Annotated in this window: 18 protein-coding genes; 4 read left to right on the forward strand and 14 right to left on the reverse strand. The window is 72.2% G+C overall.

Features of this window, described 5'->3' with window-relative positions; all coding sequences use genetic code 11:
- Positions 1-8 precede the first annotated feature (8 nt).
- Positions 9-776 carry a TetR/AcrR family transcriptional regulator C-terminal domain-containing protein gene (locus AB0J46_RS00675; RefSeq protein WP_364324519.1) on the forward strand — a complete coding sequence of 256 codons (768 nt, stop codon included), beginning with the start codon at positions 9-11 and terminating at the stop codon, positions 774-776.
- Here AB0J46_RS00675 and AB0J46_RS00680 read toward each other — a convergent pair.
- Entirely contained in the window at positions 765-1,217 is a 453-nt protein-coding gene (locus AB0J46_RS00680) for a MarR family winged helix-turn-helix transcriptional regulator (protein ID WP_364324522.1), read from the reverse strand. The genes AB0J46_RS00675 and AB0J46_RS00680 overlap by 12 nt on opposite strands.
- Positions 1,218-1,291: 74 nt before the next feature.
- Here AB0J46_RS00680 and AB0J46_RS00685 point away from each other — a divergent pair, with 74 nt between their 5' ends.
- Positions 1,292-1,693 (forward strand): hemerythrin domain-containing protein, encoded by a 402-nt coding sequence (locus AB0J46_RS00685; RefSeq protein WP_364324524.1) that lies wholly within the window; start codon positions 1,292-1,294, stop codon positions 1,691-1,693.
- Here the strand turns inward: AB0J46_RS00685 and AB0J46_RS00690 are convergent.
- The 7 genes from AB0J46_RS00690 to AB0J46_RS00720 form a co-directional block, all read right to left on the reverse strand.
- A complete protein-coding gene (locus AB0J46_RS00690) occupies positions 1,690-2,268 on the reverse strand; it encodes an ATP/GTP-binding protein (RefSeq protein WP_352321413.1) in 579 nt (192 codons plus the stop codon). The genes AB0J46_RS00685 and AB0J46_RS00690 overlap by 4 nt on opposite strands.
- Complete coding sequence (locus AB0J46_RS00695) at positions 2,249-2,611, reverse strand: DUF742 domain-containing protein (protein ID WP_125631446.1); 363 nt, start codon at positions 2,609-2,611, stop codon at positions 2,249-2,251. The genes AB0J46_RS00690 and AB0J46_RS00695 overlap by 20 nt, the downstream gene beginning before the upstream one ends.
- A gap of 26 nt (positions 2,612-2,637) precedes the next feature.
- The gene (locus AB0J46_RS00700; RefSeq protein WP_185844483.1) at positions 2,638-3,060 is read right to left on the reverse strand and encodes a roadblock/LC7 domain-containing protein; all 423 of its coding nucleotides are present in this window, start codon (positions 3,058-3,060) and stop codon (positions 2,638-2,640) included.
- Between the two features lie 21 nt (positions 3,061-3,081).
- Positions 3,082-5,916 (reverse strand): nitrate- and nitrite sensing domain-containing protein, encoded by a 2,835-nt coding sequence (locus AB0J46_RS00705; protein WP_364324528.1) that lies wholly within the window; start codon positions 5,914-5,916, stop codon positions 3,082-3,084.
- Positions 5,917-6,141: 225 nt separating this feature from the next.
- On the reverse strand, positions 6,142-8,367 hold the full coding sequence (locus tag AB0J46_RS00710) for a [protein-PII] uridylyltransferase (protein WP_364324531.1): 2,226 nt from the start codon (positions 8,365-8,367) through the stop codon (positions 6,142-6,144).
- Positions 8,364-8,702 carry a P-II family nitrogen regulator gene (locus AB0J46_RS00715; RefSeq protein ID WP_352321406.1) on the reverse strand — a complete coding sequence of 113 codons (339 nt, stop codon included), beginning with the start codon at positions 8,700-8,702 and terminating at the stop codon, positions 8,364-8,366. Before AB0J46_RS00715 ends, AB0J46_RS00710 begins: the two co-directional genes overlap by 4 nt.
- Positions 8,699-10,015, reverse strand: coding sequence for an ammonium transporter (locus AB0J46_RS00720; protein WP_364324534.1), 1,317 nt, complete (start codon positions 10,013-10,015; stop codon positions 8,699-8,701). The genes AB0J46_RS00715 and AB0J46_RS00720 overlap by 4 nt, the downstream gene beginning before the upstream one ends.
- 192 nt (positions 10,016-10,207) lie before the next feature.
- Here AB0J46_RS00720 and AB0J46_RS00725 point away from each other — a divergent pair, with 192 nt between their 5' ends.
- Positions 10,208-11,128, forward strand: coding sequence for an iron-siderophore ABC transporter substrate-binding protein (locus tag AB0J46_RS00725; protein ID WP_364324537.1), 921 nt, complete (start codon positions 10,208-10,210; stop codon positions 11,126-11,128).
- Here the strand turns inward: AB0J46_RS00725 and AB0J46_RS00730 are convergent.
- Both AB0J46_RS00730 and AB0J46_RS00735 read right to left on the reverse strand, forming a co-directional pair.
- Complete coding sequence (locus tag AB0J46_RS00730; protein WP_364324539.1) at positions 11,112-11,876, reverse strand: MOSC domain-containing protein; 765 nt, start codon at positions 11,874-11,876, stop codon at positions 11,112-11,114. The two genes, AB0J46_RS00725 and AB0J46_RS00730, sit on opposite strands and share 17 nt — an antisense overlap.
- A 10-nt stretch (positions 11,877-11,886) precedes the next feature.
- The gene (locus AB0J46_RS00735; protein WP_364324542.1) at positions 11,887-12,690 is read right to left on the reverse strand and encodes an alpha/beta hydrolase; all 804 of its coding nucleotides are present in this window, start codon (positions 12,688-12,690) and stop codon (positions 11,887-11,889) included.
- Between the two features lie 79 nt (positions 12,691-12,769).
- Between AB0J46_RS00735 and AB0J46_RS00740 the strand changes: the two genes are divergently transcribed.
- Positions 12,770-13,336: a TetR/AcrR family transcriptional regulator gene (locus AB0J46_RS00740; RefSeq protein WP_364324545.1), complete on the forward strand. Its 567-nt coding sequence runs from the start codon at positions 12,770-12,772 to the stop codon at positions 13,334-13,336.
- Between the two features lie 85 nt (positions 13,337-13,421).
- Here AB0J46_RS00740 and AB0J46_RS00745 read toward each other — a convergent pair whose 3' ends face one another.
- From AB0J46_RS00745 to AB0J46_RS00760, 4 genes are all read right to left on the reverse strand, one after another.
- Positions 13,422-14,363 (reverse strand): sigma-70 family RNA polymerase sigma factor, encoded by a 942-nt coding sequence (locus tag AB0J46_RS00745; protein ID WP_358283634.1) that lies wholly within the window; start codon positions 14,361-14,363, stop codon positions 13,422-13,424.
- A 106-nt stretch (positions 14,364-14,469) separates the two neighbouring features.
- Positions 14,470-15,615, reverse strand: a complete 1,146-nt coding sequence (gene hutI, locus AB0J46_RS00750; protein WP_364324548.1) for an imidazolonepropionase — start codon at positions 15,613-15,615, stop codon at positions 14,470-14,472.
- Positions 15,612-16,934, reverse strand: coding sequence for a formimidoylglutamate deiminase (locus AB0J46_RS00755; protein ID WP_352326836.1), 1,323 nt, complete (start codon positions 16,932-16,934; stop codon positions 15,612-15,614). Before AB0J46_RS00755 ends, hutI begins: the two co-directional genes overlap by 4 nt.
- The gene (locus tag AB0J46_RS00760; RefSeq protein WP_364324551.1) at positions 16,925-18,094 is read right to left on the reverse strand and encodes an allantoate amidohydrolase; all 1,170 of its coding nucleotides are present in this window, start codon (positions 18,092-18,094) and stop codon (positions 16,925-16,927) included. The genes AB0J46_RS00755 and AB0J46_RS00760 overlap by 10 nt, the downstream gene beginning before the upstream one ends.
- Positions 18,095-18,107: the final 13 nt, after the last annotated feature.

Genomic DNA, 18,107 nt, shown 5'->3' on the forward strand with positions numbered 1-18,107 from the left:
GTACGAGGGTGACTGTTGAGTACCCGGGCAAAGGCGACCCGGCCCGCAGCCTCGCGCTGCTGTGGCGGACGAGCGAACGGGCCAGCCGCAAGGGCAAGCCGGAGCTGAGCGTCGAGCGCGTCGTCCGCGCCGCCATCGACGTGGCCGACGCCGAGGGGCTGGCGGCGCTGTCCATGCGCCGGGTGGCCGAGAAGCTGGGCGTGGGCACGATGTCGCTCTACACGTACGTGCCGGGCAAACCCGAGCTGCTCGACGTCATGCTCGACACCGTCTACGGCGAGACCGCCCGCCCCGAGGACGTGCCGGGCGGCTGGCGGGCCCGCCTGGAGCTGATCGCCCGCGAGAACTTCGCCCTCTACCTGCGTCACCCGTGGCTGCTCCAGGTGGCGGCCAGCCGCCCGGTCCTCGGCCCCAACGTCACCGCCAAGTACGACTACGAGCTGCGCGCCGTCGACGGCATCGGCCTGACCGACCTGGAGATGGACTCGGTGATCACGCTGGTCACCGGCTTCGTGCACGGCACCGCGAGGGGCGCGGTGGAGGCCGCCCAGGCCGAGAGCCGGACCGGCATGACGGACATGCAGTGGTGGGCCGCGCACGCGCCCTTCCTCAGCCGGATCTCCGACCCCGCCATGTTCCCCACGGCCTCGCGCGTCGGCCAGGCGGCCGGGGAGGCGCTGCAGGCCGCCTACAGCCCCGAGCACGCCTTCGAGTTCGGCCTCCAGCGCGTGCTCGACGGCGTCGAGGTGCTGGTCAACAGCCGGTCAGCGAGCTGACAACGCCTGCTCGTAGGCCAGCAGGGTGCGCACGAACGTCTGCCGCTCCTGCGGCGTCAGCGGGTCGAGCGCGGCCCGCCAGGCCGTGGCGCCGTAGCCGAGCCATTCGGTGATCGCCTCCTGGTGGGCCGCGGCGATGCTGACGATCGTGCGGCGCCGGTCGGCGTCGTCCTCGCGGCGCTCCAGCACGCCCTTCCTGCTCAGCTCACCCACCATCAGGCTCACGGTGGCCGGCGCCACCTCCAGGCGTCCGGCCAGCTCGTTGACCGTCGTCGGACCGTCGAACAGCAGGTAGGCCAGCAACGACAGGTGCCGGGGGGCCAGCGCCAACGACCGCAGCGCCTCGGGAACCTTGAGCCGCTTGGCCCGGCCCACCATGCGCGGCATCAGGAGCAGCAGCGTCCTGATGCCTTCGTCCACGCTCAAGCCGTCGGTTGACATCGCCAATACCTTGCTGTCTAAATTAGCTTTGTTTGCAAAGCTAATTTGTCGTCGTCTGGGCAAAGGATAGTGACATGGACGAGCGGGCGCGGGCCTTCGGGGACGAGTTGGTCAAGGTGCACGACTGGTTCAGGGGCGAGCTGGCGGCCCTGCGCGCGGGCGGGGCGGTCACCGACGACCTGCGGGCACACTGCCTGACCTTCTGCGACGCGCTGAGTTTCCACCACTCCGGCGAGGACCGGGTGGCGTTCCCCTACCTGGAGGGCACGCGCCCGGAGCTGAAGGAGGCGCTCGACCGGCTGCGCCGCGAGCACGAGGCGATCGCCGCGCTGGTCGAGGAGCTGCGCGCGGCGAGCGACCCGGCGGCGATCGAACGCGTCGCCGCCGAGCTGGAGAGCCACTTCGACTATGAGGAGCGGGCGCTGGTGCCCGTGCTCAACTCGCTGGAGAGCGTCCCGTGGGCGGTCGGCGGCTAGCGGACGGGGGCCGCGCGCAGCCGTACGACGTGCTCGACCAGCGAGATCAGCGTCGTCTTGACCGACTCGCGGTTGCGCGCGTCGGTGCGCACGATCGGCACGTGCGAGCCCAGCGCCAGCGCCTCGCGCACCTCGTCGTCGGTGTGCGGGAACTGCCCGTCCCAGCCGTTGATGCCCACCACGAACGGCAACTTGGCCTCTTCGAAGTAGTCGATGGCGGGGAAGCTGTCGGCCAGGCGGCGGGTGTCGAGCAGCACGACCGCGCCGATGGCGCCGCGGACCAGGTCGTCCCACATGAACCAGAACCGGTGCTGTCCGGGCGTGCCGAACAGGTACAGGATCAGGTCGCGGTCGAGCGAGAGCCGGCCGAAGTCCATGGCGACGGTCGTGGTCTGCTTGTTCGGCGTCAACCCGAGGTCGTCGATGCCCGCGGACGCGTCGGTCATCACCGCTTCCGTGGTGAGCGGGAGGATCTCGGACACCGCCCCCACGAACGTCGTCTTGCCGACGCCGAACCCACCAGCGACGACGATCTTCGTCGAAGTGAGCCCGGGGCTAGAGCCTGCGAAGTCCACTGAGCACCCTTTCGAGCATGTTGAGGTCTGGCTGTCCCTGGCTGAGGCGTGGCTGGTGCAGGCGGACGAGACCTTCGTCTGACATGTCCGCCACTAGCACCCTCGCCACGCCCAGCGGGACGCGGAGCAGGGCCGAGATCTCGGCGACCGACCGGAACGTCCTGCAGAGCTGCATGATGGCCTCCTGCTCGGGGGTGAGCATGGCCATCTCGTCGTCCGGGATCGACATCGACGAGATCAGCGTCTCCATCGCGAGGTGATACCGCGGCTCGGAACGGCCGCCGGTCACCGCGTAAGGACGGAACAGGGGCTCGTCGTCCCCGGTCCCGTCACTGCCGTACACGGCCCTCTCCCATCAGTTCCATCACATCACCGGGTCCTGGCGGCCTGGAGTTCGGCGCGCAGGGCCGGCGTGAGCGCCTGTCCCGCTCTGTCTACCAGCAGCGTCATCTGGTACGCCACCAGCCCCATGTCACAATCAGGACCCGCCAGCACCGTCAGCACGGAGCCGTCGCTGATCGCCATGACCAGCAGCAGCCCGCGCTGCATCTCGACGACGGTCTGCGACACCGCGCCGCCCTCGAACACCCTGGACGCGCCCACCGTCAGGCTCAGCAGACCGGCGGAGACCGCCGCGAGCTGGTCGGCCCGGTCCGGCGGGAAACCCTCGGAGGCGGCCAGGCACAGGCCGTCCGCCGAGACGACCACGGCGTGCGCGACCCCCGGAGTGTTGCGCACGAAGTCGGTGATCAGCCAGTCGAAGCGGTGCGCTTCATGGCTCAGCGTTGTCACGCATCCTCCCCAGCGGGACGCTTACTCACTCTGTTCCTCCTGTCCACGTACTTCCTGGCGGCCCCGTCGCACACCCTTCTGGTAGCTGGCCATGCGGCTGCGCATCCGGTCGGCTGAGACCGGTGGCGCCGGCGGCGGCGACTGCTGAGCCTGCTGCTGAGCGGGCTGGCTGGCCGTGCCGGGGACCAGATTGGCCTTGGGGGTGCGCTTGGGGAGCCCCGCGGCGGTCACGCCGCCGAGGCTGGGCTCGCTGGCTTTGGCCGCCGCACGCCAACCGGCGTCCGCGGCCGTCTGCCACGCTTCCTCCCCAGAGGGTACGGCTTGCGCGGGCCTCGCCTCACCGCCGTTCTCGCCGGACGAGGACGCCTCGGGCGCCGACTCCCCCGGCGGCCTGCGGAACCACGCGGACTCCACCGACGCGAAGATCGGCAGAAACTCCTCCTGCTCCGGCTCCATCGGCGAGACGTCCACCGAGGGCGCCGGATCGGGACGGCGTACGTCGTTCGTCCCGTAGTTCGTCGCGTACGGCGGCGGCGTCGGGAACGTCCCGCCGCTCGCCGGGTACGGCGGGAACGAGCCGGTGCCCGACGACAACGACGGGTAGGCCCCGGAGTCGAACGAGGACGGCTGCCGCCGGTAGGAACCGCCGTCGGTGTCGGCCGTGAAGCCGTTGACCGGACGGCCCGGGTCGGAGTTGAACGCCCCGAGCCCGTGCCTGGGCGCAGGCGGCGGCGGGTTGTCGAAGGACGGCGGCCCGGAGGGAGCGCTGTCGAAGGTCCCCGAGGGCGCCGGGGCCGCCGGGGACGCCGACGGCCCGGTGCCGAACCTGGCCGGGTCGCCCGGAGCCGGCCTGGACCCGTTCGCCTCGACCGAGTCGAAGCTGCCGAACGACCGGAACGAGCCGTTCGGCGCGGGCGGCGGCACGGTCCCGCCGCCGAAGGCCGGGCGCTGCGGCAGCGGCTGCTGCATGTTGTCGGCGATCAGCGTGGGCGGCAGCAGCACCATGGCGATCAGGCCGGCGCCGTCGCCCTTGCGCAGCTGCACCCGGATGCCGTGGCGCAGCGCCAGCCGGCCGACCACGAACAGGCCCATGCGGCGGGAGACCGACACGTCCACGACGGGCGGCTCGGCCAGGCGGCGGTTGGCCTCGGCCAGCTCCTCCTCGGTCATGCTGATGCCGGAGTCGCTCACCGACAGCAGCGCGCCGCCGCCCTCGATGAGGCTGCTGGAGACCAGGACCTGGGAGTTGCTCGGGGAGAACTGGATCGCGTTCTCGACCAGCTCGGCCACCAGGTGGACGAGGTCGTTGGCGGCGCTGCCCTGCACGGACGTGGCCCGGTGGACCTTGACCTGGACCCGCTCGTAGCCCTCGACCTCCGACAGCGCGGCGCGCACGACGTCGACCAGCTTGGCCGGCTGGCTGCGCCGGCGGGTGGCCTCGTGGCCGGCGAGGACCAGCAGGTTCTCGGAGTTGCGGCGCATGCGGGTGGCCAGGTGGTCGAGCTTGAACAGGTCGGCCAGCCGGCCGCCGTCCTGCTCGCCCTTCTCCAGGCCGTCGATCAGCGAGATCTGCCGCTCGACCAGCGTCTGGGTGCGGCGCGAGAGGTTGACGAACATCGAGCTGATGTTGCTGCGGAGCTCGGCCTCCTCACCGGCCAGGCGCACGGCCTGGCGGTGGACCTGGTCGAAGGCCCGCGCGACCTCGCCGATCTCGTCCTGGCCCTCGACCTCGATCGGGCGGACCTCGGTGCTGGCCTCGCCCGAGACGCGCAGCTGGCGGACCACGTCGGGGAGCCGGAAACCGGCGATCTCCAGGGCCTCCGTGCGCAGCCGGCGCAGCGGGCCGACCATCGAACGGGCGATGGCCACGGTCAGCAGCAGCACGATCAGCAGCAGCGCCAGGATCAGCACACCGGCGATGATGGCGTTGCGGATCTCGGCCTCGCGCAGCTCCTGGCTGCGCAGGTTCACCTTGTCGGCGAGGTCCTTCTCGATCTCGTGCAGGACGCCGATGGCGACCTTGTTGTCGTTGAACCACTGCTCGCGGGCGTTGGACCGGGAGGAGATCAGGTTGTCGGCGATCCGCACGCCCGGGGCCCGGCCACTGGCCAGGGTGACCGCGCGGGCCTTGGTGAGCTGGACGTTGACGTACTCGTTCTTGCCGGTCAGCAGCTTGGACAGCTGCAGGCCGATCTCGACGCCGGCCTCGGCGCCCACGGTGGCGATGTCGCTCTGCTCGCGGGCGTTGGAGGCGATGAACCGCTCGACCTCCTTGGCGTCGACGCGCTCGACGTTGTAGGAGTTCTTCAGCAGCTGCACGCGCTGGCGGGACATCTCCTCCTTGGCCTGCGCGAGCGCGCTCAGGGCGCGGAAGTGGCCGATGATCTGGGAGTCGTCCGACAGCAGCGCGAGCTCGTCGTGCAGCTTGAGCAGGGTGTCGGTCAGGAAGTCGTACCGGATGGTGTCGGCCTGGCCCTCGGCGCGGATCTTGGACAGCCGGTTGAGGTCGTACTTGGCCTGACCGGCGGCCTTGACGACGCGTTCGCCGTAGGACTCGTCCATGGTGTCGAGGTCCGCGCGGACGCTGGTGACCAGCTTGTCGACCGCGGCCTTGTACTCGCCGAGTTCGCCGGCCTTCGACTTGCGCAACTTGGGATAGGCGCCGATCCAGCCCCCCGTGTCACGCTCCAGGCCGAGTGCCTGCACCAGGTCGCGGATCCGGCCGGCCTGCTCGGCCGCGGTGGCCGTGCGGTCGTAGTCGCCGATGCTCTGGACCGAGCCGACCACACGTGCTCCCCCGAGCACGACGCCGGCGATGGTGGGCACGAGGATGAGCGCCGTCAGACGCCATCTCACGCGCCAGTTCCGCAGGCCGAGGCGAGGCAGCGACCGCTTCCCGCGGTCCCGCCTCGCGGCATGGCCGCTGTCGGAGTTCCCCGTGATCACTGCTTTCGCTACCCCTCAATCGTCCCGTTCAAACGACGGGTGTTCAAGCCGTCCACAAGGTATCCGCAGCATCCGACTTAACAGGCATTTCGGACACAATCGTTACATATGTGACCGACAGTTGTTCACTGTTGGTTATCGCAGTGCGGCCAGCACCTGATCGTGGACTTGAGCTCGCTGCGCGCTGTCGCTGAGGGGGCGACCGGCGCGGTCCACGACATAGAAGACGTCCACCGCCTCCGCGCCGAGAGTCTCCACGCGGGCGGCTCTCACGTCAAGACCGCACTCCCCGAACGCCCGTCCGATGCGCCACAGGAGCCCCGGCCTGTCATGGGCCCTGACTTCCACCACGGTGGCCGTCGCGGAGGCGTCGTCGACCAGTGTCACCCGAGGTGGAGCCACAGGTACCCGCGGCGGCCGCACGGACCTGGTCCGGCGGGCCAGCCGCTGCTCGATGTCAAGACGGCCGGCAAGGACGAGACGGAGGTCGGCCTCCAGGGTGGCGGGGTCGGGCGGCGAGCCGTACTCGGGCACGACGGCGAACTCGATCACCGCCGTGCCGCCCGCCGAGGCGGCCGACGCCGAGCGCACGACCATCCGGTGGGCGGCCAGCACCCCGGCGGCGCTCCACAACAGCCCGGCCCGGTCGGGCGCGACGACGGTGACCGCCCCGCCGTTGACGCGCACCGCGCCGCCGCCGTGCCGGGCCAGCGCCGCCTGCTCGGGCGGGATCGAGGGCGCCCTGGGCGGCGGCGAGCCCGACAACACGGACCTGACGCGGCGGACGAGGTCGGCGACCAGCCCGGCCTTCCAGGCGTTCCAGGCGGCCGGCCCGGTCGCGTTGCCGTCGGCGACGGCCAGCGCGGCCAGCAGGTCGAGCACCTCGCGGGAGCCGACCGTGGCGGCGACCTTCTCGATCGTGACCGGGTCGTCGAGGTCCCTGCGGGTGGCGGTCTCGGGCAGCAGCAGGTGGTGGCGTACGACGGTGGCCAGCGTCTCGACGTCGCGGGCGGGCAGCCCCATGCGCCGGGCGATGTCGCGGACCACGACCTCGCCCGTCGCCGAATGGTCGCCCGGCCAGCCCTTGCCGATGTCGTGCAGGAGCGCGCCGATCAGCAGCAGGTCGGGACGGGAGACCTCGCGCGCGTGGCCGGCGGCGTTCGCGGCGGCCTCGATCAGGTGCCGGTCGACGGTGAAGCGGTGGATGGGGTTGCGCTGCGGACGATGCCGTACGCGCTCCCAGTCAGGAAGCAGCTTGACAAGCACGCCCGCCTGGTCGAGCTCCTCCCACACCGGCACGGCGGCCCGTCCCGCGCCGAGGATGGACACCAGCGCGTCGCGCGCCTCCTCCGGCCACGGCACCGGCATCGGAGCCGACTGAGCAGCCAGGACGGACACCGTGGCGGGCGCCAGCGGCAGCCCCGAGCCGGCCGCCGCGGCGGCGGCCCGCAGCACCAGGACGGGGTCCTTGCGCGGGTCGGCGCCCCTGGCCAGCACCACCTCGCCGCCGTGCTCGACCACGCCGTCGGCCAGCGGGCGGCGCCCGCGCGGGACCGGCCCTGACAGCAGCCTGTCAACGGTGCGCCAGGTGGCGTCGAAGGCGTGGGAGATGGTCCGGCCCGCCTCGGCGAGCCGGCGCATGAGGGCCTCGGCGTCCAGCAGGCCGAGCAGCCCGGCCACCGCGTCCTGCTCCTGGAGCACCAGCCGGTCGGCGCCGCGCGCGGTGACGACGTGCAGCGCGTGCCGCACGTCGAGGATGAACTCGTGGGCCTCGCGCGCCCGCGGTCCCGGCGCCGAGGCGACCCACGCCGCCGCCACGGCCTGCATCGCCTGGACGTCGCGCAGCCCGCCGCGGCCGTCCTTGAGGTCGGGTTCGAGGAGGAAGGCCAGCTCGCCGCTGACCTGGGCCCGCCGGTCGGCCGACGCGCGCAGCTCGCCCAGCCTGCGCCGCGAGTCGGCCCGCCACTCGGCCAGCACCGCCTCCCTGGCCCTCCTGGTCAGCTCGGGGTCGCCGGCGACGTGCCTGGCCTGGATGAGGCCGAGCACGGCCTTGAGGTCCTGCCCGGCCACGGCCACGGCCTCCGCCACGGTCCGCACGGAGTGGTCGAGGCCGACGCCGGAGTCCCAGATCGGGTACCAGATGCGCTCGGCGATCCGCGCCACGTCGGCCCGCCCGTCGTGCAGCAGGACCAGGTCCAGGTCGCTGCCGGGGGCCGGCTCGCCGCGGCCGAGGCTGCCGACGGCGACCAGGGAGACCTGGTCGCCGTCGCTCGCCGTCCTGAAGAGGTCCTTGAGCCAGCGGTCGGTGTCCGCGGTCCGCTCCTTGCGGGCCGCGGCGTACGAGCGCGCCTCTCCTCTCACAGGGCCTCCGGCCCTCGCTCTCCGGTGCGTACGCGCACGGCCGTGTCGACGGGCACGGACCAGACCTTGCCGTCGCCGATCTTGCCGGTGTGCGCCGCCTTGACGATGACGTCGATGACGTCCTCGGCGTCGTCCTCCTCGGTCAGCACCTCCAGGCGCACCTTCGGCACCAGGTCCACCTGGTACTCGGCGCCGCGGTAGACCTCGGTGTGGCCGCGCTGGCGGCCGTAGCCGCTGGCCTCGCTGACCGTCATGCCCTTGATGCCGAACTGCTCCAGCGCCGCCTTGACGTCGTCGAGCTTGAACGGCTTGATGATCGCGGTGATGAGCCTCATGCCTCCACCTTCTTGGGAGCCGGTGCCGGGGTGAGCGGACCGTTCGGGGTGGTCACGCCGGAGGCGTAGACCGTGCCGAGGTCGTACCCGGTCTCGGCGTGCGTGGTGACGTCGATGCCGGTGAGCTCGTCCTCGGCGGAGATGCGGAAGCCCATCGTCCTGTCGATGAGCTTGCCGACGATCCAGGTGGCGGCGAAGGAGTAGCCGCCGATCGCGACCGGGCCGAGCACCTGCAGCCCGAGCTGGCCGAGGCCGCCGCCGTAGAACAGCCCCTTGCTCTGCTGGTCGAGGAAGGGATAGGCGGCCAGGAAGCCGAGCGAGACGGCGCCGATGACGCCGCCGACCAGGTGCACGCCGACCACGTCGAGCGAGTCGTCGAAGCCCAGCCGGTACTTCAGGCCCACGGCGTAGGCGCAGACGGCCCCGGCGGCCAGGCCGATGACCATCGCGGCCCACGGGTCCACGAAGCCGCAGGCCGGCGTGATGGCGACCAGGCCGGCGACCGCGCCGGAGGCGACGCCGAGGCTGGTGGCGTGGCCGTCGCGCAGCTTCTCCACGACGAGCCAGGCCCCCGCGGCGACCGCCGTGGCGATCTGCGTGTTCATGAACGCCAGCCCGGCGGTGCCGTCCACGGCCAGCTCCGAGCCGGCGTTGAAGCCGAACCAGCCGAACCACAGCAGGCCCGCGCCGAGCAGGACCAGCGTCAGGTTGTGCGGCCGCATCGGCTCCCTGCGCCAGCCCTGGCGCTTGCCCAGCACGAGGGCCAGGGCCAGCGCCGCGGCGCCGGCGTTGATGTGGACGACGGTTCCGCCGGCGAAGTCCTCGATGCCCATGGTGTTGAGCCAGCCGGTGCCCCACACCCAGTGGGCGACCGGGAAGTAGACCACGGTGGCCCAGACGACGCTGAACAGGATCCACGCGCCGAACTTCGCCCGGTCCGCGATCGCGCCGCTGATCAGGGCGACGGTGATGATGGCGAACGTCAGCTGGAAGGCCGAGAAGACCAGGCTCGGCATGCCGGTGCCGTCGTCCTTGGTGGCCGTCTCCACCAGGCTCTGCAGGCCCAGGGCGTCGAAGCCGCCGACGACGTTGTTCAGCAGCGAGCTGCCGTTGTCGGTGAAGGCGAGCGAGTGCCCGAACAGCACCCAGGCCACGGTGACCGTGATGATGGCGCCGAAGGACATCATCATCATGTTCAGGACGCTCTTGGCCCTGGTCATGCCCCCGTAGAAGAACGCGAGACCCGGAGTCATCAGCAACACCAGCGCGGTGGCCGCGAGCATCCAGGCTGTGGTGCCGCTATCGATCTTCACGACGCGACCCTCCTTACATGTGACGTGTTGCCACAGCGTGTTCGGCCGGGGTTTCGTGGCTCGACCTGCAGTGTTTCGCGGCGGTGAATCTCGTCGGCACGGTGTTTCGGGTAGGTTTCGGCCCCTTCACACGCGCCGATCCGGTCATGAGATACTTAGGATTGCCTAACCTAATAGATCAAGGAATCCCTCATGCGTCTCCGGCTTCTGGCCCTGCTCCCCGTCCTCGCCCTGGCCGCCTGCGGCACCTCGACCGGCACGGAGGACGCCGGCCCCACCCGGACCGTCAAGCACGCCATGGGCGAGACCAAGGTGCCGATGACCCCCAAGCGGGTCGTCGTGCTCGACACCGACAAGCTGGACACGATGGTCTCCCTCGGACTGGCCCCCGTCGGCGCGGCCCAGGCGGGCGAGAACCAGACCTGGCCGGAGTACCTCGGCTCGGCGTTGGCGGCCACCAAGCCGGTCGGCACGCTCCAGCAGCCCAACATCGAGGCGATCATGGCGCTCAAGCCGGACCTCATCCTCGGCTCGAAGTTCCGCCAGGCCGCCTTCTACGACAAGCTCAGCAAGATCGCGCCGACCGTGTTCACCGAGAAGGTGGGCGTCACCTGGAAGGAGAACTTCCTGCTGGACGCCGAGGCCCTGGGCAAGAAGGAGCAGGCGTCCGGGCTGCTGTCGGCCTACGAGCAGCGGGCCAAGGCGCTGGGCGGGAAGTTCGGCGAGCTCTCGGTGAGCATCGTGCGCTTCATGCCCACCGAGATCCGCATGTACGGCCCCGAGTCGTTCAGCGGCATCGTGGTCGGCGACGCCGGCGTCCAGCGGCCCGAGGCCCAGCGCCTGGCCGACCAGGACGACAAGCGCTTCGGCAAGCTGAGCCAGGAGAACATCGCCAAGGCCGACGGCGACGCCGTCTTCTACAGCGCCTACGGCGAGGCCGCCGCCAAGTCGCAGGCCACGGTGACCGGCGGCCCGCTGTGGAAGAACCTCGCCGCGGTGAAGGCCGGCCACGCCCACGACGTGGACGACGAGATCTGGATGACCGGCATCGGCGTCACCGCCGCCGGCAAGATCCTCGACGACCTGGAGAAGTACCTCAGCCCGTCGGCCTGACCCGGTCGCCCCGGGCGATCCGGCCGGGGCGCAGCACCCGCGCGTAGACGCCCGCGCACGCCTGGAGCCCGGCCTCCAGCACCTGGACCCGGTTGTGCCGGGCCACCACGCGCAGCGCCTCGGTGTCGCGGCCGAGCGCGCCGTGGGCGAGCGTCGGCACCGCGCAGCGCGGGCTGGCCACGATCACCTGGAGCACGACCTCGTCCCCGACGTGCAGTTCGCGCCCCACCCAGTCGTTCTCCACGAAGCCCGCCGCGTCCGTCCTGATGATCAGGTTGGGCCGGTAGCGGAGGGCTTCGACGTGCCCCCGCGGGCTGAGCTCGCCGATGCGGCCGATCGTCGAGGTGGAGATCAGGTGCAGGGGCGCGAAGTCGAAGAAGGTGCCCGCCGGCGAGGCCCCGCCGAGCGTGCCCACCGTGTACGGCACCTCCGCCTCGATGCCCTCGGCCAGCACCCGCTCGGGCACCGAGCGCTCCAGCTCGGCCCCCTCCGGCGGCACGTCGATCAGCCGCACCTCGCGGCCGAGCAGCTTCGACAGCTCCTCGTCGCCCGGCACGCGGGCGCCTTCGACGGTCAGCAGGTCACGCCAGAGCCGCGGGTTCTTGGCGCTGGCGATCTTCCCCGTGGCGACGTCGAGCACCGCCCGGGCCCGGTCGCCGGCCAGGCCGCGCTCGGTCACCTCGCTCTCGGCGACCTCCTCGCCCAGCATCGACTTCACCGGATGGCGGCGCAACGTCTCGACATGCATGATCGAGAGCTTAGGCCCGGCCCCAGAAGCGGCGCAGGTGGGGGACCAGCTCGGCGGCCCGCTCGTCGGGGAAGAACAGCCGCCCGCCGTCGATCTCGACGACCTCCCGCACGCCGGGGATCGTGTCGCGCAGCCAGCGGGCCCAGCTCACGTCGAAGAACACGTCGCCGGTGCCCCACACGACCAGCGTCGGCACGGCGAGCACGGTGAGCTGCGGCTCGATGGCGACCATGTCCGCGGCGTCGATCGAGGCCAGCAGGCGTTCGAAGGCGCGGCCGCCGTCCGGCTTGGCCAGGATCGGGCGCAGGTAGGCGTCCACCAGCTCGGCGGGGTCGTCGATGTGCTCGTAGCCGGCGCCCAGGGCGGTTCCGGCCAGCAGCTCGGGGTGGTCCAGCACGGCGGCCACCAGCCCGGCCAGCTCGCCCCTGGCGGCCAGCTCCACGGTGTCCTTGAACGCCTCCGGCGGGGTGTTGGTGTGCACGTCGCAGTTGGTGAGGGTGAGCGAGCGCAGGCGCCGGGGGTGGCGTACCGCGAAGACCTGGGCGACGGCGCCGCCGGTGTCGTTGGCCACGAGGTCCACCTCGTCCACGCCGAGCCCGGCGCACAGCTCCTCCACGGCCTCGGCCAGCGCGGGGATGGACAGGTCCGCGCGCGGCTCGCTGCCGCCGTGCGCGGGCAGGTCCATGGCCACGCAGCGGCGCTCGTCGCGCAGCTCGGCGATGACGTTGCGCCACAGGTACGAGCTGGTGCCCACGCCGTGCACGAACAGGGTCACCGGGCCCTGGCCCACGTCCACGTAGTTGATGCCGTCCATGCCGACTCCCTCTCGATTACAGACCGACTGTCGGTCTAGAAAATTACCGACCGTTGGTCGGTTTGTCTAGAGTGAGGGCATGAACCTCAAGGCGGAGCGCGGCGCGGCCACCCGCGACAAGGTCCTGGCCATCGCCACGCGGCTGTTCGCCGAGCGGGGCTACGACGACACGTCGATCGAGACCGTGCTCCAGGAGTCGGGGCTGAGCCGCGGGGCCCTCTACCACCACTACGCGGGCAAGGACGCGCTGTTCGAGGCGGTGCTGGAGGCCACGGAGTCGGCCATCGGCGTCAAGATCGCCAAGGCGGTGCGCGGCATCGCCGACCCGGCGGCGGCGCTCCTGGCGGGCGCGCTGGCCTGGGTCAGGCTGGCGGGCGATCCGGTGATCCGGCGCATCGTGCTCATCGACGCGCCCGCGGTGCTGGGCTGGGAGAGCTGGCGGGCCATGGAGGAGCGGTATTCGTTCGGCATGCTGAAGGCGGCCCTGCAGGCGACCGGCGCGGTCCCCGACGACTTCGTCGACCTGCATGCCCACATGCTGCTGGCGGCCGTCAACGAGAGCGCCCTGCTGGTCGCCAGGGGCGGCGACACGGCGACGGCGGAGGCCGCCGTGGAGGAGTTCCTGCGCCGCGTGCTCAAGCCGTAGCAGGCCCTCAGTCGCTGCGACACGGCCCCGGAAACGGCGGCGCCGCCCGGAGGCCGGGCGGCGGGGCCGGAAACGCGGAGAAAGGTCAGGCGGCGGCGTTGGCCATGCGGCGCAGCCGGGCCAGGGCGTCGCGCTCGATGCGGCGGGCGCGGTCGCGGCCGATGCCGTAGCGCTCCCCCACCTCGGTCAGCGTGTGCTCGCGCCCGTCGAGCAGCCCGTAGCGCCAGCGCAGCATCTCGCTGGTGTCGCCCTCCAGGCCGGTGAGCCACTGGTCGAGCCGCTCGCGCTCGAGGATGTCGATGGCCTGCTGCTCGGGATCGGCCCACGTCTCGTCGGCGATCATGTCACCGAGCTCGGTCTCGTCCTCGTCGCCCACGCCGAGCTGCAACGACACCGGGTCGGACGCCCAGCGGCGCAGCTCGCGCACCCGCTCGATCGGCAAATCGAGGATCTCGGCGAGGTCGCCGTCGGTCGGCTCGGCGTCGAACTCGGCCAGCATGTCGCGGCGCACCCGCATCAGCCGGGTCATCTGCTCGCCGGCGTGCGTCGGCAGCCGGACCGGACGGGCCTGCTCGTGGATGGCCCGTCCGACCGACTGCCTGATCCACCAGGTCGCGTAGGTGGAGAACTTGTACCCCCGGCGGTAGTCGAACTTCTCGACCGCTCGAACCAGGCCCAGGTTCCCCTCCTGGACCAGGTCGATGAGCGGCATCCCCCGGCCCGAGTACTTCCGGGCCACCGCCACCACCAGGCGCAGGTTGGCCTGGATGAACTCGTCCTTCGCGCGCTGGCCGGAGACGGCCAGGCGTTCCAGCTCCTCGTCCGCCGCGTCCCCGATCCGCGGCTCGGAGCCTCCGCTGTCAAGAAGCTGCTCGGCGAACAGGCCCGCCTCGATCCGCTTGGCGAGCTCCACCTCTTCCTCCGCCGTGAGCAGCGGGACCCGGCCGATCTCGGCCAGATACGTCCCCAGCAGGTCGCGGTCAGCGACGTGCTGCTCCTGCGTGCGACTCCCCGTAGGCCTTGCCATCCCCTGGCACCTCGTTCCGCAGCTGCGTCCTATATCCGGCCAACGTCCGGCCGGAAGCAAAGATTCCCTAAACAGCTACGCCAGAGGGAGGGTCTTGAACGTCCTCCTAAAGGAGGAGACCGCCCTGAAACACCTGGTGGACAAGGGGAACACCGGGCCGGTACGCCAGGTGGACGTAGGAGGGGGCGTCGAGCACGACCAGGTCCGCGCGGGCTCCCTGACGCAGCCACCCTACGTCCGTGCGGCGCAGCGCGCGGGCCCCGCCGTACGTGGCCGCGCGCACCGCCTCCAGCGGCGTCATCCCCATCTCGCGCACCGCCAGCGCCACGCAGAACGGCATCGACGAGGTGAACGACGAGCCCGGGTTGCAGTCGGTGGCCAGCGCGACCGTGACGCCCGCGTCGATGAGCCGCCGCGCGTCGGGATAGGGCGAGCGGGTGGAGAACTCGGCCCCCGGCAGCAGCGTCGCCACCGTCCCGCTCGACGCGAGGGCGTCGACGTCGGCGGCCGACAGGTGGGTGCAGTGGTCGGCCGAGGCCGCCCCCAGCTCGCAGGCGATGCGCACGCCGGGCCCCTCGGTGAGCTGGTTGGCGTGCACCCGGGGCTGCAGCCCGGCCTTGATCCCGGCGTTCAGGATCTCCCTGGTCTGGTCGCCGTCGAACGCGCCGCGCTCGCAGAAGACGTCCACCCATTTGGCGTAGGGGGCGCAGGCGTCGAGCATCTCGCCCGTCACCAGCCGGACGTAGTCGTCGGCGTCGGCGCCCTCGGGGACGACGTGCGCGCCCAGGTAGGTCGTCTCGTCGGTGAGGGTGGTGGCGATCTCCAGCGAGCGGCGCTCGTGCTCGGCGGACAGGCCGTAGCCGCTCTTGATCTCCACGGTGGTGGTGCCCTGGGCGAGCATCTCCTCCACCAGGGCGCGGGCGTGCGTGGCCAGGTCGGCGTCGCTGGCCGCGCGGGTGGCGGCGACGGTCGTCCTGATGCCGCCGCCGGTGTACGGCTGCCCCGACATGCGGGCCTGGAACTCGGCCGTACGGTCGCCGGCGAACACCAGGTGGGCGTGGCTGTCCACGAAGCCGGGCAGCACGGCCCGGCCGCCGGCGTGCAGGCGCTCGTCGGCGGCGGGCGCCTGGGCGGCGGGGCCGACCCAGGCCACCAGGCCGTCCTCGACGACCAGCGCCGCGTCGGTGATCTCCTCGCGCTCGGGGTCGCCGGTGTAGAGCAGCCCGATCCCGTCGATCAGCGTGGTGGTCATCGCACCTTTCCTATCGCCTCGGAGAGCATGTGCCCGACGTCGCCGAGCTCGTGGCGGCCCTGCGCGACCACCCTGCGGCCGCCGGAGACCACCGAGTGCACGTCGGAGGCCGTCGCCGCGAACACCACGGCCTCCAGGCCGCCGATGCCCGCCGTGCGCACCGAGTCGAGCCGGACCGACACCAGGTCGGCCCACGCCCCGGGGATGAGCCGGCCGGCGTCGGCGAAGCCGAGCGAGGTGTGCCCGGCGCCGGTGGCGGCGGTGAGCAGGTCGGCGGCGCTCCAGTGGCCGCGCCGCTCGCTGGTCAGCCGCTCGTCGAGCTCGACCGCGCGGGCCTCCTCGAACAGGTCGATCACGGCGTGGCCGTCGGAGCCGAGCGTGATCGGGGTGCCGCGGTCGGCCGCCGCCCTGGCCGGGCCGACGCCGTCGGCCAGGTCGCGCTCGGTGGTGGGGCACATGCAGATGTACGTGCCCGACTGGCCGAGCAGCTCCACGTCGGAGTCGGTCAGATGGGTGGCGTGCACCGCGGTCGAACGCGGGCCCAGCACGCCGCGCTCGTGCAGGATCTGGACCGGCGTGGCGGCGTACGTCTCGGCGCAGGCGGCGTTCTCGGCGCGCTGCTCGGAGACGTGCGCGTGCAGCGGGGCGCCGTGCCGGTGGGAGAACTCGGCCACCACCGGCATCTGGTCCGGCGGCACCGCGCGCACGGAGTGGACGGCGGCCCCGATCTCCACGTCGTGCTGCCCCTCGTAGGCGGCGGCCAGCTCGTCGGCCCTGGCCGCCCAGCCGTCGGCGCTGCCGTCGCTGAAGCGCAGCTGGGTGCCCGACAGCGGCACGCCGATGCCGCCGGACAGGTAGCAGGTGTCGAGCAGCGTGATGCGCAGCCCGGCCTCGCGCGCGGCCTGGACGAGCGCGTGGCTCATCACGTTCCGGTCCTCGTACGGGCGGCCGCCGGGGCCGTGGTGCAGGTAGTGGAACTCGCCCACGCAGGTCACCCCGGCCAGCGCCATCTCGGCGTAGACGGCCCTGGCGAGCTGGAAGTAGGTGTCGGGGTCGAGCTTGCCCGCGACCTCGTACATCTGGTCGCGCCAGGTCCAGAAGTCGCCCTTGCCGCGCTGGGTGGCGCCGCGCAGGGCCCGGTGGAAGGCGTGGGAATGGGCGTTGGCCAGGCCGGGGATGGTCAGGCCGGGCAGCCGCTCGGCCGAGCCGGGCTCACCCCGTCCGATCCGGGCGATCCGGGCGCCCTCGACCTCGATGAGGACGCCGTGGGCGACCCCGTCGGGCAACCAGGCCTGCTCGCACCAGTAGGTCAGCGACACAGATCCTCCAGCACGTCCGCGAGTGCCACCACTCCCGCATGGCAGTCTGCCTGGTCGGCGTGCTCCTCGGGGGAATGGGACACGCCGGTGGGGTTGCGTACGAACAACATCGCGCTCGGGACGCCCGCCGTGGCCAGGATTCCGGCGTCGTGGCCCGCTCCTGTGGGCAGGATCGGCGCGGGCGTGTCGCCGCCCGCCACGCGGGCCAGCCGGTCCCTCAGCGCCGCGCCGAAGGCGACCTCGGGGGTCCACGACTCCTCGCGCACGTCCGCGCCGGCCGCCGCGGACAGCTCCTCGACCAGGGCGCGGACCGCGGGCTCGGCCGGGCCTCGGGCGTCCAGCCAGGCGGTGACCAGGCCGGGGACGGCGTTGGCGTTGCCGGGCGAGACGCGGGTCTTGCCGACCGTGGCCACCACGTCGTGCCGCTCGGCCGCTTCGCGGGCGGCCAGCACCAGGCGGGCGAAGGGCAGCATCGGGTCGTCGCGGTCGGCCAGCCGGGTGGTGCCCGCGTGGTCGGCCCTGCCGTGGAAGTCGAACCGCCACCGGCCGTGCGGCCAGATGGCGCTGGCCACGCCCACCGGGCGGCCCTCGTGCACCAGGCCGCGGCCCTGCTCGACGTGGAGCTCGACGAACGTGCCGACGGTGGCCAGGGTCTCGGCGTCGTGGCCCACGTCCGCCGGCTTGCGGCCGGCCCGCGTCATGACGTCGGCCAGCGTGTCGCCGTCGTCGTCGGTGAGCGCGAGCGCGCGTTCCGGCGTGAGCGCGCCGGTGAGCAGCCGGGAGCCCATGCACGGCACGCCGAACCTGGCCCCCTCCTCGTCGGTGAAGCAGGCGACGCCGATCGGCCGGCCCGGCGTGACCTGCCGTTCGCGCAGCAGGTCGAGGGCGGCGAAGGCGGACACCACGCCGAGCGGGCCGTCGTAGGCGCCGCCGTGGCGCACCGAGTCGAGGTGGCTGCCGGTGACCACGCCGGGCCGGCGCGACGGGTCGCCCCACCAGGCCCAGAGGTTGCCGTTGCGGTCTTCCCGCAGGTCGAGCCCGCGGCGCGCGGCCTCGCCCGCGAACCACCCGCGTAGCTCCATGTCGGCGGCCGACCAGGCGTCTCTCACGTATCCGCCGGAGCGGGGATCTCGTCCTATGTGCGCGAGTGGTTCAAGCATGGGTCCACTGTAG

Origin of the sequence: Nonomuraea sp. NPDC049758, from assembly GCF_040674635.1 — a bacterium.
Classification (GTDB): Bacteria; Actinomycetota; Actinomycetes; order Streptosporangiales; family Streptosporangiaceae; genus Nonomuraea.

Coding starts and splice junctions, on each gene's coding strand:
- AB0J46_RS00680 (WP_364324522.1), bottom strand. CDS start 1,217: ATGTCAACCGACGGCTTGAGCGTGGACGAAGGCATCAGGACGCTGCTG.
- AB0J46_RS00685 (WP_364324524.1), top strand. CDS start 1,292: ATGGACGAGCGGGCGCGGGCCTTCGGGGACGAGTTGGTCAAGGTGCAC.
- AB0J46_RS00715 (WP_352321406.1), bottom strand. CDS start 8,702: ATGAGGCTCATCACCGCGATCATCAAGCCGTTCAAGCTCGACGACGTC.
- AB0J46_RS00725 (WP_364324537.1), top strand. CDS start 10,208: ATGCGTCTCCGGCTTCTGGCCCTGCTCCCCGTCCTCGCCCTGGCCGCC.
- AB0J46_RS00730 (WP_364324539.1), bottom strand. CDS start 11,876: ATGCATGTCGAGACGTTGCGCCGCCATCCGGTGAAGTCGATGCTGGGC.
- AB0J46_RS00735 (WP_364324542.1), bottom strand. CDS start 12,690: ATGGACGGCATCAACTACGTGGACGTGGGCCAGGGCCCGGTGACCCTG.
- AB0J46_RS00740 (WP_364324545.1), top strand. CDS start 12,770: ATGAACCTCAAGGCGGAGCGCGGCGCGGCCACCCGCGACAAGGTCCTG.
- AB0J46_RS00745 (WP_358283634.1), bottom strand. CDS start 14,363: ATGGCAAGGCCTACGGGGAGTCGCACGCAGGAGCAGCACGTCGCTGAC.
- hutI (WP_364324548.1), bottom strand. CDS start 15,615: ATGACCACCACGCTGATCGACGGGATCGGGCTGCTCTACACCGGCGAC.
- AB0J46_RS00760 (WP_364324551.1), bottom strand. CDS start 18,094: ATGCTTGAACCACTCGCGCACATAGGACGAGATCCCCGCTCCGGCGGA.